The 13,604-nt window shown below is 38.7% G+C and carries 17 protein-coding genes and 1 pseudogene; 15 read left to right on the top strand and 3 right to left on the bottom strand.

The window, feature by feature from the left end; genetic code table 11:
• Positions 1-12 precede the first annotated feature (12 nt).
• From ABC374_RS19745 to ABC374_RS19725, 5 genes are all read left to right on the top strand, one after another.
• A complete protein-coding gene (locus ABC374_RS19745) occupies positions 13-789 on the top strand; it encodes a 3-hydroxybutyrate dehydrogenase (protein WP_101223220.1) in 777 nt (258 codons plus the stop codon).
• 134 nt (positions 790-923) lie between these two features.
• Positions 924-2,351 carry a GntP family permease gene (locus ABC374_RS19740; RefSeq protein ID WP_413019503.1) on the top strand — a complete coding sequence of 476 codons (1,428 nt, stop codon included), beginning with the start codon at positions 924-926 and terminating at the stop codon, positions 2,349-2,351.
• 348 nt (positions 2,352-2,699) lie between these two features.
• Positions 2,700-3,191, top strand: a complete 492-nt coding sequence (locus ABC374_RS19735) for a DUF6773 family protein (RefSeq protein WP_413019502.1) — start codon at positions 2,700-2,702, stop codon at positions 3,189-3,191.
• Between the two features lie 28 nt (positions 3,192-3,219).
• Entirely contained in the window at positions 3,220-3,417 is a 198-nt protein-coding gene (locus ABC374_RS19730; RefSeq protein ID WP_034309784.1) for a helix-turn-helix transcriptional regulator, read from the top strand.
• A 108-nt stretch (positions 3,418-3,525) separates the two neighbouring features.
• Complete coding sequence (locus tag ABC374_RS19725; RefSeq protein WP_101223217.1) at positions 3,526-3,780, top strand: sigma-G-dependent sporulation-specific acid-soluble spore protein CsgA; 255 nt, start codon at positions 3,526-3,528, stop codon at positions 3,778-3,780.
• A gap of 43 nt (positions 3,781-3,823) precedes the next feature.
• Here ABC374_RS19725 and ABC374_RS19720 read toward each other — a convergent pair whose 3' ends face one another.
• Both ABC374_RS19720 and ABC374_RS19715 read right to left on the bottom strand, forming a co-directional pair.
• Positions 3,824-4,483: a hypothetical protein gene (locus tag ABC374_RS19720; protein ID WP_413019501.1), complete on the bottom strand. Its 660-nt coding sequence runs from the start codon at positions 4,481-4,483 to the stop codon at positions 3,824-3,826.
• Between the two features lie 300 nt (positions 4,484-4,783).
• Complete coding sequence (locus tag ABC374_RS19715; protein WP_413019500.1) at positions 4,784-5,647, bottom strand: LysR family transcriptional regulator; 864 nt, start codon at positions 5,645-5,647, stop codon at positions 4,784-4,786.
• Between the two features lie 164 nt (positions 5,648-5,811).
• Between ABC374_RS19715 and ABC374_RS19710 the strand changes: the two genes are divergently transcribed.
• From ABC374_RS19710 to ABC374_RS19665, 10 genes and pseudogenes are all read left to right on the top strand, one after another.
• Positions 5,812-6,093, top strand: coding sequence for a DUF2798 domain-containing protein (locus tag ABC374_RS19710; RefSeq protein ID WP_350299983.1), 282 nt, complete (start codon positions 5,812-5,814; stop codon positions 6,091-6,093).
• Between the two features lie 402 nt (positions 6,094-6,495).
• Positions 6,496-6,714: a DUF1659 domain-containing protein gene (locus ABC374_RS19705; RefSeq protein ID WP_350299982.1), complete on the top strand. Its 219-nt coding sequence runs from the start codon at positions 6,496-6,498 to the stop codon at positions 6,712-6,714.
• Between the two features lie 43 nt (positions 6,715-6,757).
• Complete coding sequence (locus ABC374_RS19700; protein WP_350299981.1) at positions 6,758-6,976, top strand: DUF2922 domain-containing protein; 219 nt, start codon at positions 6,758-6,760, stop codon at positions 6,974-6,976.
• A 52-nt stretch (positions 6,977-7,028) separates the two neighbouring features.
• Positions 7,029-7,178, top strand: coding sequence for a YvrJ family protein (locus ABC374_RS19695; protein ID WP_101223211.1), 150 nt, complete (start codon positions 7,029-7,031; stop codon positions 7,176-7,178).
• A 151-nt stretch (positions 7,179-7,329) separates the two neighbouring features.
• Positions 7,330-7,527: pseudogene (locus ABC374_RS19690) on the top strand (KGG domain-containing protein); the annotation flags it as partial.
• A gap of 176 nt (positions 7,528-7,703) precedes the next feature.
• Positions 7,704-8,108, top strand: coding sequence for a KGG domain-containing protein (locus ABC374_RS19685; RefSeq protein ID WP_413019499.1), 405 nt, complete (start codon positions 7,704-7,706; stop codon positions 8,106-8,108).
• A 152-nt stretch (positions 8,109-8,260) separates the two neighbouring features.
• The gene (locus tag ABC374_RS19680) at positions 8,261-9,607 is read left to right on the top strand and encodes a DUF3238 domain-containing protein (protein WP_413019498.1); all 1,347 of its coding nucleotides are present in this window, start codon (positions 8,261-8,263) and stop codon (positions 9,605-9,607) included.
• 481 nt (positions 9,608-10,088) lie between these two features.
• Positions 10,089-10,487, top strand: a complete 399-nt coding sequence (locus ABC374_RS19675) for a protease inhibitor I9 family protein (protein WP_413019497.1) — start codon at positions 10,089-10,091, stop codon at positions 10,485-10,487.
• Positions 10,481-11,947 carry a S8 family peptidase gene (locus ABC374_RS19670; protein ID WP_413020403.1) on the top strand — a complete coding sequence of 489 codons (1,467 nt, stop codon included), beginning with the start codon at positions 10,481-10,483 and terminating at the stop codon, positions 11,945-11,947. The genes ABC374_RS19675 and ABC374_RS19670 overlap by 7 nt, the downstream gene beginning before the upstream one ends.
• A gap of 70 nt (positions 11,948-12,017) precedes the next feature.
• On the top strand, positions 12,018-12,476 hold the full coding sequence (locus ABC374_RS19665; protein ID WP_350299977.1) for a hypothetical protein: 459 nt from the start codon (positions 12,018-12,020) through the stop codon (positions 12,474-12,476).
• Between the two features lie 444 nt (positions 12,477-12,920).
• Here ABC374_RS19665 and ABC374_RS19660 read toward each other — a convergent pair whose 3' ends face one another.
• On the bottom strand, positions 12,921-13,313 hold the full coding sequence (locus tag ABC374_RS19660) for a thiol-disulfide oxidoreductase DCC family protein (protein ID WP_350299976.1): 393 nt from the start codon (positions 13,311-13,313) through the stop codon (positions 12,921-12,923).
• Positions 13,314-13,604: the final 291 nt, after the last annotated feature.

Genomic DNA, 13,604 nt, shown 5'->3' with positions numbered 1-13,604 from the left:
GAGGAATTCATCATGGTTGAAAATAAAGTCGTTATTATTACAGGTTCTGCTCGCGGTATTGGATTTGAAATTGGTAAGCATTTCGCTGAAAGTGGAGCCAAAGTGGTTCTTTCCGACATTAATGAAGAATCGGTGAAAGATGCTGCGGAATCATTGAAAAAACTTGGTTTCGATTCAATTGGAATCAAAGCCGATGTAACAAAAGAAGAAGATATCGTAAATATGGTGAAGGAAGCTAAAGAAACATACGGTTCGGTTGACATCGTGATTAACAATGCCGGGCTGCAGCATGTATCACCAATCGAAGATTTCCCGACGGCTAAATACGAATTGATGATAAAAATCATGCTGACAGCGCCGTTCATTCTAACTAAAGCCGTGTTCCCGATCATGAAAGAACAAGGTTTCGGCCGCATCATTAACGTCTCTTCCATTAACGGTGTTATCGGATTCGCAGGTAAAGCGGCTTACAACAGCGCGAAACACGGAGTGATCGGTTTAACGAAAGTTGCTGCTTTGGAAGGTGCAGAACACGGTATTACGGTTAATGCTTTATGCCCTGGATATGTGGATACTCCGCTTGTACGAGGACAAATGGCAGATCTGGCGAAAACACGTAATGTTCCGATTGAAGATGTATTGGCAGAAGTCCTTCTTCCATTGGTGCCTCAAAAACGTTTATTGGATGTTAGTGAAATTGCTGATTATGCATTGTTCCTGGCAAGCGATAAAGCGAAAAGCGTAACAGGTCAAGCAGTTGTCATTGACGGTGGCTATACAGCTCAATAATCAATAATTATAAGAAAAATAAAGGTGAACCTTTCTGACAAATTTAAATTTGGCAGAGAGGTTCACTTTTGGCGTATTTTTGACTAGTTTGGGGAAATTATTCAAACTTGGAATAAATGTTTAGGGGGATCTTCATGGACTTAATGATTATATTGCTGGCGCTGGGGCTATTGATGTTTGCAGCGTACCGCGGCTATTCTGTCATTTTATTTGCACCTATCTTTGCACTTTTACCGGTCTTCTTCATTGACCTGGGTAATGTTTTGCCGTTCTATTCCGGCGTATTCATGGAAAAGATGGTCATTTTCATAAAAAACTATTTTCCCGTCTTTTTATTAGGGGCCATATTCGGGAAGATCATCGAAATGTCGGGAATCGCCGAATCGATTGCGAAGACGATCGTCCGCTTGATTGGTGCCAAACAAGCGATGCTGACGATAGTCCTTTTGGGTGCGATTTTAACCTATAGCGGCGTGAGTTTATTTGTTGCGGTTTTCGCCATTTATCCATTTGCCGTTCAATTGTTCAAGCAAGCCGACATTCCTAAAAGACTTATGCCGGCTACCATCGCACTTGGGGCTTTCACGTTCACGATGGATGCTTTGCCGGGAACTCCCCAAATTCAAAATGTCATTCCTACGTCCTTCTTTGGTACAAACATTTATGCGGCTCCAATCCTTGGAATCATAGGCGCCATCTTTGTCTTATCGGTTGGATTGGCCTACTTGGAAAGCAGAAAGAGAAGAGCCAAAAAAGTAGGGGAAGGGTATTATGGGTTTGCTGCGGAAAATGCCGCTGGTCCTGAACAGGAAAAAGGGGAGACCGCTCCTGATTTACATTCAAACCAAACTGTATTACGGCAGATTTTAGCATTCGTTCCGCTTGGGTTGGTTGCGATCATGAATAATTATCTGTCTAAAGCCATACCGAAATGGTATCCTGATGGATTTGATTTTTCCGCAATGGGGTTAGAAGATTATTCTGTTGATGTAGCGGCCAATGCTGCAATCTGGTCGGTGGAGATTGCACTGATCGTCGGGATCATCACAGCCCTTGCCTATGATTGGAAACGAGTGACGAAAAACATGAAAGAAGGACTGAACAACAGTATTGGCGGCTCATTGCTTGCCGTCATGAACACCGGTTCGGAATATGGCTTCGGCGGAGTCATAGCTGCCCTTCCAGGATTTGCGAAAATCAGTGATGGAATATCAGGTGTATTCTCGAATCCGCTTGTCAACGGTGCTGTCACCACTAGTGCACTTGCAGGCATAACAGGATCGGCCTCCGGGGGAATGGGTATTGCATTAAGCGCAATGGCTGATAAATATAATCAAGCAATCGCCGCGGCCAATATCTCGCCTGAAGTGATGCACCGTGTAGTCGCTATGGCATCAGGCGGCATGGATACACTTCCGCATAACGGAGCCGTCATCACCCTGCTTGCCGTCACAGGATTAACGCATAGACAATCGTATGGAAGCATATTCATGATCACCATCATAAAATCATTGGCTGTCTTTGTCATCATTGCCCTCTATACCTGGTTTGGCATTATATAAAATGGTGAATTCACGAGTAAAAGCTTGAAACTCACGAGTAAATCTCCAAAATTCACGAGTAAAAGCTTGAAATTCACGAGTAAATCTCCAAAACTCACGAGTAAAAGCTTGAAATTCACGAGTAAATCTCCAAAACTCACGAGTAAAAGCCTAGAATTCACGAGTAAATCCCCAAAAACTACGAGTAAAACCCTAAATAAGGCTAGTGAGGTATCCATACTGATGTATGGGTACCTTTTTTATACATATTGTAATTTATAAATTATAAAATGTAATATATATGTTGCAAAAAGTTAAATAAATCATATAATAAGGGTAAGCGATGGAATTATTGGAGGTCGATCAAAGATGAATCTATTCAAACGAACGAAAAAGATCACGGATGAGCGGGTTGAGAATGTAAGAAATAAGATTTATAAAGAAATGTATTACGTCATTTTGGCCATTTGCCTGGTGAGTGCACTTTTCAAACTATATAAATATGGTGCAGGCAGCGGGGAGTTATATCTGGAATTCGCGATCCTTGTTGCGGGAGGGCTGTATTACTTAGCTCGTTCCATTTTCTTAGGTGTATTCTGGGATGAGGTGGAGATGCATGACCGCAACAGCAAAACACCGATGAGCAGGAAGACGGTTCTTTGGACGGTTGCTTTAGCACCTATCATCGCTATATTCATGGGCGTGAATAGTGCTGTATCCTATGCGGATAGCAGTTCCCAGGGTGTATGGTATTTTGTATTGGTATCGTTTGTATCCGTTATGATCTATTTGCCGATTTTACTTCTGTTTTTTGGCGGTATATACTTGCTGGCGAAGAAAATCGGAATGAAGAATAGCTAAGATTATAAGAAATAGTAGGTGCTTTCCCTTGAAAAATATAAAACTGAAGCTTGCCAGAGTAGAAAAGGACTTGTCACAAGAAGAATTGGCCAAGATTGTCGGCGTATCAAGGCAAACGATAGGATTGATTGAATCCGGAAAGTATAATCCCTCATTAAGTTTATGTGTCGGAATTTGTAAAGCATTATCACGCACATTGGATGATTTATTTTGGGAGGAAGACTGATTAGGGATATCCATGACTTGGATATCTTTTTTTTAGGAATTTATCATCAAAAAATGGGGGAAGGTATAGCATGTAAGCAAAAATTTAACATTCGAGAGGGATGGTTTGATGGATCGTACGATTGGTTACTTACGTGAGATATTGTCTAACTATACGGACCAATATCCTGAAGCGCAGGAAATTTATAATAAAATCAAAAGCGGACATTTTCATTCTGAAGAAGAACTCGTCAATAAACTATCCGGTAAAGAAGCCAGTCTCCTTAACCATATTCTTCCTCAGGAAATTAAACATGCGAAGGAAGCTAGTGATACGGAACGGGTCACGCAATTATCAGAGGTATATGAACTGATTATTATATGATAAAACCTTGTCCATGATGATCATGGACAAGGTTTTGTTGGTTTTATTCCATTTCACTAAGTGAATCCATATGACTGGCTATCATGGCGATGATCGTGCTTGCTTCTTCCTTGCTGAAAATGAAATTCGTTTCATCCTTTATCAGGTCATCATCCGCTGTCCGAATCCGATTGATCCGTTTCAGCACACCATCACCTGTTTCCTGGACGATACCGAATTGATAGGAGACCTCGACTTCATTATCCTGGATATAGGCGGTCACTTCAGGCGTTTCCCAATCTACATCGATTTCGTATATTTCGGAATCGTCGCTTTCTGGATCATGCAAATCATCATTATCATCATCCATATCCATTTCGTATGCATAATCGTAATCATCATCATCATCATCCGCTTCCAAATAGTTATGGAAGCTCTCATGGACAGCATCGACGATATCTTCAATATCCGAGAGGATGACCTTGCTGATCTGCCCTAAATCCGGATCGAATGATTCCATATAAAATTCTTCATTATACGGATCAAAAAACAGCGAGGAAAAATAATCCCTCTCATCGTCTTCCAGCTCTGTATAAAACTCGATGCGTGGATGCTTAGACCCGCGCTCCACGATCATACTGCCATTGCGGTCGTATTTCTCACAAATTGATTTAAGATGATCCTGCAATTCCCCGCTTACTCTGTCAAACCATTCTAATGACATCAACATCCACTTCCTTTCGTGATTATTATTTCCCAGAAAAGGCGAATTTGACGTGCCATTTAAAGCCAACTGCAATTGATCTTCGCACCAAAAATGTCAGTTATAAAAAAATACTTTAAAGAGAAAATAAGATGAAAAGCAAAAGCGATAGTGAAATTCCAGGATTTATGAAACAAGCAACCAGGGCGGGATAAGGCTCAGGATTTCTTCAGCAACAGAGTTAAGAGGTTTTATTTAGTAAAGCAAAAAGTTCAAGGATAAACATTCGGAGAGGTTAGGAACTCTCTTCATTAATTTTTATTAAACTTCCCTATACCTTTCAATAATAAAGTCAATAAAATACCTGCTTGCTATTGGCAATACCCTTTTATCCTTATACGCCAAAGTAATGGTTCGGATAATAGAAGGAGAGATGCTTTTCGTTACAATATTATAGGGACATTTATGTAAGAGCAGTTTCGGTAAAATCGAAATGCCAAGCTCTTGTTCAATCATCGACATAATCGCATAAGGATCATATACTCGGTATTGTGTATCAGGTTCAAAATTGTACTGTTTAAAAATTATTAATGGTTCATTTATAACTCCCTCATCCAACAGAATATAAGGATCTTTTAGTAATTCCTCCAAGGAGACTACAGTGGATGATGCTAAAGGGTGATTTACTGGCATTACAGCCACCATTTTATCTTTTTGCAAGGGAATCGTAGTTAAATCCGAAACATTTGAATTCACAAAGCCAAAGTCTACGCTGCCTTCTTTAATCCAGTTTGAGATTTCCGTATAATTTCCTTGATGTAATTCGAAATGTACAGTTGGATAAAGTTCCTTAAAATCCTTGATCAATCCTGGTATCCAATGACATGTAACACTGGAAAAGGTGCCAATTCGAATAAGGCCGCTTTGCAGTCCCTCCATCTCTTTATGCTTTTCAGTCAGTTCCCTATGTGAATTACAAATCTTCCTGATATATGGCAAAAATTCCTCGCCATCCGGTGTCAGTGTAATACCCTTTCGAGAACGTAAAATAAGAGTGGTGGAAAGCTCTTCCTCTAATGAATGCACCATTTGGCTAATGGCAGACTGCGTATAGCCTAGTTCTTCAGCCGCTTTTGTAAAACTGCCTGTTTCTATGGTTTTGATAAAAGCATAATACGAATTCAATCTCACAAACCCCTTTGTATTAGCAATTCTAATAGATCTATTATAAAAATTGGTTTTACTAATGTAAATGGAAGAAATAAAATATAGTTGGGAACAGAACAACAGAAAATTAAAAATATCAAGGAACCTAAAATTATTAAAATAGGAGTTGAAGTAGAAAAATAATGAATATTAACGTTAAATACAGAAAAATTATTTTTGCATTTTTAATGGCATTTAGTATGTCCTTTTTTATTTCATTTATATTAGTCTCAATAAATAGGGGTTATGATCATATATTCCTATCTACATGGTTAAAAACTTGGTCACAGGCTTTTGTCTGTGCTTTCTTTGGAGCTTACTTTTTCCCGAGAGTAATACAACAAATAATGAGAAGAATTAATTTTGTAGAAAAACCGTTAATAATTGAGAAAGATTTTTTGGTGAGAGAAGAAGACAATTGCTGAGTAGATAATTAAAATTCCGGTAATAAAATGTGGATATGGTTTTAAAGTTAAGCTGTTTTCGCATACTTTGTTGCTATTTACTAAGTAGTGCGGTGTGGTTGATTTCCCCTCCAGAAGCTCGCTTTCCGCGGGGCGGGCGGTGAGCCTCCTCGGCGTAAACGCCTGTGGGGTCTCACCTGTCCCGCTGCTCCCGCAGGAGTCTCGCACTTCCGCTCCAATCAACCTTAAATAGTTTCGTTTTAAAAACAACAATCTTTACGAAAAGAGCCTAAAGTTAAAAATACTGATATAGAGCTGCCCAAATGATGGGGAGCTTTTTATGCGTTTCCCTGAAAAAGTTTCAAGCCATGCTACTTTCATCCCTGTAAAAGTTTATATAGAGTGTGAAAGGGGGTGAGTGATATGGCAAATCAAATTCCAGTATCAAGTACATTGCGGATCGATTTTCAGACGGGGTTAAATGAAAAAGGGGCTCTCGTTTTCAAGCGGAGGACATTTTCAAACATCAGGGTCGAGGCGACGGCGGACCAGTTGTTTTCGACAGCAGTTGCAATCGCAAGTGTACAGAATTATCCAATGGGTGAAGTGACCAGGGTGGATACGTATTCTTTGATTGGCTAATTGGTTTTTTGAAAGATGTCGGAAGAGGGGGAGGTGATTAGAAATGGCTAAAGTATTGGAATTGATTTTCGTTACAGCGGAAGGAAAGTCAGCGACGATTTCCGTTGATAATCCGAAGGAGCCGGTCGGAGTAAACACGGTTAAACAGGCAATGGAAAAAATCATTACGGGGAATGTGTTCGTTACATCCTCCGGGAATTTGGTCGATTTGAAGGTAGCGCGCCTTGTCGAGCGGAATGTGGAGGAAGTGGAACTTATTTAACGAACGGGAAGGTCATCTTTGTTGGACACACTTGAAGTGAGGTGAATAAAAAGTGGATCAAATTCTGCCATTTGTCAGTGATATTGGGTTCCCAATCATTGTTACCCTTTATTTGCTTCATAGAATTGAAACGAAATTGGATACTTTGAATGAAACCCTTGTAGAGCTGCCAAATCGCCTGCGAGAAGGGATTCCCAAGTAGGTTAGGAAGCATCATGAGTGATATCATTCATGATGCTTTTCCTTTTGAAATGGAAAAGTTTTAATAGATTCTAGTTTTATATCTAAACTATCGGGTATACATAAAACTGTAGCTAGTTCATAAAAAATCCAAATAATAAGGAGGAGTTTTAATGACTAACAACAATGAAAAAATGAGCAGGGAAGAAGCTGGCCGCAAAGGCGGGGAAGCGACGGCAAAAAATCATGATAAGGAATTTTTCCAAGAGATTGGTCAAAAAGGCGGAGAGGCCACTTCCGAAAATCATGATAAGGATTTCTATCAGGAAATTGGCAAAAAAGGCGGAGAGGCTAGAGCCAATCAACGTGATGGGTCCGATGATTGAAAAATGAGCAGGGAAAAGCAGGACTTAATGGCGAGGAAAAAAGTCGCCGCTAAAAAACAACCTGAAGTTTTTAGCTGAATCTAGTTTTATAGCTGTTCAAGCGGGTACATGTCATATGTAGCTAGTACATGAAAAATCCAAATAATAAGGAGGAATTTTTAATGGCTAACAACAATGAGAAAATGAGTCGTGAAGAAGCAGGACGTAAAGGTGGAGAAACAACAGCAAAAAATCATGATAAGGAATTCTATCAAGAGATTGGCCAAAAAGGCGGAGAAGCAACATCCGAAAATCATGATAAGGAATTCTATCAAGAGATTGGCCAAAAAGGCGGAGAAGCAACATCCGAAAATCATGATAAGGAATTCTATCAAGAGATTGGCCAAAAAGGCGGAGAAGCGACATCCGACAGTCATGGCAAGGAATTCTATCAGGAAATCGGCGAAAAAGGCGGAGAGGCACGGGCCAATCAACGAGATGGCAACGGCAGCTCTGACGGTTCCAATGATGGAAAAATGAGCCGTGAAGAAGCAGGACGCAAGGGCGGGGAAAAAAGCCGCCGTTAAAATATAATCCAGTGAAACTTATAAATGACCGAGGGAGTACCATTCCCTCGGTTTTTTTATGCCAGCAAGTAAGTTGTCCTCCATAGCACATTGCAAAGTGTGCTTGGAGATTAAAGTGGGTAAAGAAATAACACCTAGAAAAGAAAGAGGTGATGAAGAAGTTGATTGCCCATTATCCATTTCCCCGTTTAAAAGTAGGCGGAGTTACATTCACTGCAAGGCATTCATTGCTTGCTCTTGGTCTTGCGGGAATTGCTTATCTCATTTCCAATAAGAGGAAGCATCAAGCGGTATTCAAAACGGCTTCATTGATGTGTAAGATCGAACGGAAAGAAGATTCCATAAAGCTTATTTGGCCTGATGAAGGCGGTTACTATCGGGTATTCAGGGGGCGAGAGCTGATTTACAGCGGCTCGGAGCCGAAGATTGCAGATAGGGGCCTGACTCCAGGAACCATCTATACGTACACGATAGATAGCTTGAATGAAAAAGAACAGGCAGTGAACAGGATGAAAATACAAACATCAACGACCGCCGAGAATAAAAAAGAAGATAATATCCTTTTGGATTTGGTATTCACCACGATTGTCGCAAGAGGCCAAGCCAGCCTGGAATGGGAGCCCATCAAAGGAATAAAAGAGTATACGATTTACCGAAACGGCGTGGATATCGGGAAAGTGGGTGGATGTTCCTTCAGTGATCGGAGTATTAGTGAAGATCAGGAATACACATATACCATTAAAGCAAAGCGGCCCCTTCCGCGGTCAGAGCAGGAGTCCTATGCCGTGAAATCCCTTGTAGCGAGTATTGTCGGAGCCGTAAAAAAAGGTTCATCCCAAGCACAGGCTGCGATCGAGGAAATAACGAATACGAAAAAGATTGGGCCTGTAAAAAAGCTTTTACAGCCAGTTGAAAACGATGTGGACGGTAAAAAGAAAAGAAATTGGCAGCTGCGCTATACCACCTTTTTACCGGAAGAGTGGCTGAAAAACCCCAATCTTGCATCGAAGGTTCCCTTTTTTAAAGGTGACAATCGCGGATTTGATCCTGAATCACCCCGTTTCCGGACTAGAGTCGATGTGTATATTCACGAAAAGGAAAGCAAAGCCGAGATTGAATTTTCCAAAGCGGTCGGGAAAAGTGAAGCCTACAATCATGATGGCGATTTCCTCGAGGAAGGAGTGGCCTCGGATGAAGACATTGAGGTGAAGCGCGTATTATCCAATCATGAAAAAACGACCATCCAGCTGACACACTCTGTAGGCAACCCAATCATCATTTCTCCTGCCGTGGATTATAAAATGATCGGGACCTTTTACCGAAATGGCGAAATCAATATAGCCGGCTATCATGATCAGGCACCGCATCACGAAGTCTACCTCAAGGAGGCAGATGACCTAGACTGGGAACCCCTGCACCTGGCGGAAAACAAAGGGCTCGAAATGATGGCGCATCCTACGGCCAATCATTTATGGAGATACTCCACATTTACACAATGAAAAGGACGAAAAGCAATGATTGCCGATCGTCCTTTTTTGTTTATTAGCGCCTCTGTTATAGGAAAGTATTGATTTTCATTATAGACCCGTTAAAATACCTGTTCCAAATCTGTGAGAAGATGTGAAACAAGATTAAGTCATTATAAATGAGGCAATCCTTTAGATTGGGTATGACTATCCGCACACTTTTTTGCTTGAAACCTGCTAGACCAATGTGTAGCAGCAATTAAGTTATTTGCTATTATCAATGAAATTTCAGTATTGATTGCTTTTGTTATATCATACAATTTTTCCTACTGTTTTTTGGCTAATTAGTTATTTAGGAAAATTTAATTTAACTAATTATTGACCATCATTTCAAACGATAATTAAAATAAAATGAGTAAAATATACCAAATTATTTAAATTGTGGTAAAATATATCCGGTGTTGCTTTTGATATACAATATTTAAATAAAAAATTTGAACTGGAGATGTGTTAGTTGAAAAAAATCATTTCATTTATTGCGGTTTTTATCTTAATATTTTCATTTTTTTCACAGCCGCGTGTAAGTAAAGCAAAGAATCAAAGCGAAAAGAACTATTTAGTAGAGTTTAATAAAAAATTGGATACTAAATTAATTGAAAAAGAGGGAGGGAAAATCAAAGGGAAATACAAGCATTTTAAGACTGCAAAAGCATCATTAACAGCTGATGAATTATATAAAATAAAGAAAAATCCAAATGTAAAACTGATTGAAGAAGATGTAACGGTACAATCTACTCCTTTAAATGGAGAAACATATCTTGAAAATGGATATAGTTGGGGAACAAAACGAATTAATGCTGATAAAGCTCATGAAAATGGTATAACTGGAAAAGGCATTAACTTGCAATTTTAGACACCGGGATTTCTAATCAATCTGGGATAGTAATAGAAAAGCAAGCTTCATTTATAGATAGTGAAGAAGATGTTATAGATTTAAACGGTCATGGAACAGCAGTATCTAGTATAATTGCAACTTCATATGAAAATTCTGGATTCCACGGAGTAGCTCCAGATGTTAAATTGTATGTTGGGAAAGTACTTGATCAAAATGGTACAGGACAATATAGTGATATAATTGAAGGAATTGAGTGGGCAATTGAAGAAGATATCAATATTATAAACATGAGCTTCGGTGGTATTAAAGAATCTGAAATATTGAAAAATGTAATTGATAAAGCTTATGATCAAGGAGTCTTAATGATTTCTTCAGTTGGAAATGAGGGGACTGAAAAAGTTACTTATCCGGCTGCCTATGATAATGTAATTGGTGTTGGAGCCTCAGACTTCTATAATCAAATGAGTTCACTGTCTAATTATAGCGATCAATTAGAATTGGTTGCCCCGGGAGTAAATATCCAAACTTTAGATTTAAATGGCGATCATATAACAGCAAGTGGTACTTCTATAGCTGCCTCATATGTTTCAGGAGCTGCAGCCCTTCTTTGGTCACAAAATGCAAACCTTGATAATAAAGAAATGCGCACAAAATTAAAAGACTACGCTACAACACTAGAAAATCAAAAAAAATATAATTTGGTAAATGTTGATCCTTCTATCTCTCAATATGTAGAACCGTACAATCCAGATAACATCCAAACAGATTCGAAACAAGATGAATTAACCGAAGAAGAATTGGCATTTCTAACTGAAGCTGGTTGGTCAGAAGAAGCTATTGATGGAACAACTAATGAAGAATTGAAAGAGTTTATATCTGAAGGAGCAATGAATCCTGACTATTCTGAAACTACTTATACATTTGTGCCGGAAGATGAAATTAGTGGGGATGTACAAGCTCAAAATTTAAAGAATGGTGGAAGTATTACTCTAAAAGTAAGTGCGTCTTATCTTGGAATTAAGAATAGTAATGAAAAACAGTTTAAAATAAATGGTAGTTATAATTGGAATAGCATGCCAAAAAATCGGTACGTGGATCTTTTTGCTCTAGCCTGGACTGATAACGCTTGGTATAAATCTACAAGTAAATTATCTCATACTTATTATGGTGCAATTCCTATTACTGAAACTGTTACTGTTTTTAAACCTTCTTTAAAAGCGGGTATGTCTTGGAAAGTAGATCTACGTGCTGGATCACATGATGATATAGGGAAATTCACTCAATATATTTATCTACCTAAATCTGCTTCAAGTAAAAACAATGGACCTTTACAAGCAACAGTAGAATATTCTCATGCTTTCACAACGATAACTCCATCTATTGGTGGTGGCTCAGGAGGTTTTTCATACGGAATTTCTACAGGAACGGGTAAAGACTACGCGGACAATCCTCCTATAAGCAGTGTGAAAAGTTACTAAATAAATAGTTAGAGTAACAAAAAAGAGAGAATAAAACAAGTAATGTTCAACATTTGGAAGGGGGTATCTTGTGCGAAAGTTCATTATTGGTATTGTGATTGTTTCATTAATAATATTTGCCTATTACTACTACATTGCTCAAATTGATAAAAAGAACAATAAACTCGATCTTAACGTCGAACAATCCCTGGAACATCAATTGACAACAAAAGACTATGAGAGTTTTACTTATAAAATTACCAATAATACAAATAAGAACTTTAATTTGCAATTTGCTACAGGTAATGAAATAGACGTAGAATTCAAAACAATAACGAATAGTACAATTAAAGAGGGGAATATCATTACTGTTGAATCTCAACCGACTAAAAAACATAAAAAAGATTTTAATAAAGGAGACACATGGGAGTATACTATAAGAATTAATTCGAAGTTGCTTTCAAAAGGAGACTATCAATTAACTGCTCAATTTATTCCAAGTAATGCTAGTACTCTTAATAAAGTTGAGCAAATAATAACTCACCCTTAACAATTATATAAACACACTTCATAAATATTGTTCTTTAATGTGTACCAACCACATTCGTTAAAGAGCCTTACCGGAAACTCTATAACGTAAAAAAAGGTAATTCAGCTGAATTACCTTTTTTACGTTATAGAATGCCAATAAAGAGATAATCTAAGCCATAACGAAAGCAGAAAATTAAATACCTTTTCCATCTGTGTTTTCATTCCGAGCTTAATATGGCAGTTTGGGGCTTCGATTTAAATTGTTTACTTCCCGATAAAGAGGTATAAAGTGTATCTAAAATTAATTTCCGGGTTTTCATTGGCAACTGCTATTAATATTATCTGCTCCTTTACCCAAACTTCTGAAGATGTTTGATTAGCCTTTTCCTGATTTTCTTCCCCTAAGTGCGAACTATTTCTCCACGGTCATTAATTAAATTAACATTAATGTTTACAAGTCTATTTATAAAAAGCGCTTTCGAACACTTGGCGACGGCAGCATACAGCTTTCTTCTTTCTTTCCGAACCATCTGTAACGGTTCCTGGCAATGAAATCATAAACGATGTTCCGGATGAAGCTTGGAACGATGATGAAGCCGTAAAGCAACTTCCATGCCCCTTTTAAGCGGCGGCAAATCCTCAAGGCTGCAGACGATTTATAGTAGGCCTTATCCCTTTCGATCAGGACCATGCTATCTATATCTGCAGGAACATTATACTTCTTCAGCAACTCTTGTCCCGCCTCACTTTGAAGCGAAGCGTAATGAAAAAGCCCCTGCGGATCCCGCTTTATAATGAACTGGACACTCGAATCGCAAAAATTGCATTCACCATCAAATAAAATGACCGGATTCATGAACATTCCTCCTATAGAGAGACGTTATCATACTCATGCTTATATAATACACTACCCGTTTTGGTAAGGCGAAAACGTATGGAACTGCTTGGGATTTGAATTTGGAAGTGATTGTTCGCTGCGGCAAGTCATTAACGGGTGCGTTAGCGCCATAAGCCAATTGGTGGGTGGAGTTTTTTGTTTAAGTCTCTGTTATCAAACTGTTATTTTCCATTAACTATACTGTAAACAAGCTATGATATGGTAGATACTCCAAAGAAGTTCCTTAAGTAAAAAGCCGGCAATCCTATA

The sequence above is a fragment of the Peribacillus phoenicis genome, assembly GCF_047238085.1.
Taxonomy (GTDB): Bacteria; Bacillota; Bacilli; order Bacillales; family DSM-1321; genus Peribacillus.
Note: the sequence above shows the minus strand (reverse complement) of the source record. Positions and strands in the feature narration are given on the sequence as shown.

What these genes read in the sequence shown, in the direction of transcription:
- ABC374_RS19745 (WP_101223220.1), top strand. Translation starts at nt 13, where the DNA reads ATGGTTGAAAATAAAGTCGTTATTATTACAGGTTCTGCTCGCGGTATT.
- ABC374_RS19740 (WP_413019503.1), top strand. Translation starts at nt 924, where the DNA reads ATGGACTTAATGATTATATTGCTGGCGCTGGGGCTATTGATGTTTGCA.
- ABC374_RS19735 (WP_413019502.1), top strand. Translation starts at nt 2,700, where the DNA reads ATGAATCTATTCAAACGAACGAAAAAGATCACGGATGAGCGGGTTGAG.
- ABC374_RS19725 (WP_101223217.1), top strand. Translation starts at nt 3,526, where the DNA reads ATGGATCGTACGATTGGTTACTTACGTGAGATATTGTCTAACTATACG.
- ABC374_RS19720 (WP_413019501.1), bottom strand. Translation starts at nt 4,483, where the DNA reads ATGTCATTAGAATGGTTTGACAGAGTAAGCGGGGAATTGCAGGATCAT.
- ABC374_RS19710 (WP_350299983.1), top strand. Translation starts at nt 5,812, where the DNA reads ATGAATATTAACGTTAAATACAGAAAAATTATTTTTGCATTTTTAATG.
- ABC374_RS19705 (WP_350299982.1), top strand. Translation starts at nt 6,496, where the DNA reads ATGGCAAATCAAATTCCAGTATCAAGTACATTGCGGATCGATTTTCAG.
- ABC374_RS19700 (WP_350299981.1), top strand. Translation starts at nt 6,758, where the DNA reads ATGGCTAAAGTATTGGAATTGATTTTCGTTACAGCGGAAGGAAAGTCA.
- ABC374_RS19685 (WP_413019499.1), top strand. Translation starts at nt 7,704, where the DNA reads ATGGCTAACAACAATGAGAAAATGAGTCGTGAAGAAGCAGGACGTAAA.
- ABC374_RS19680 (WP_413019498.1), top strand. Translation starts at nt 8,261, where the DNA reads ATGAAGAAGTTGATTGCCCATTATCCATTTCCCCGTTTAAAAGTAGGC.
- ABC374_RS19660 (WP_350299976.1), bottom strand. Translation starts at nt 13,313, where the DNA reads ATGAATCCGGTCATTTTATTTGATGGTGAATGCAATTTTTGCGATTCG.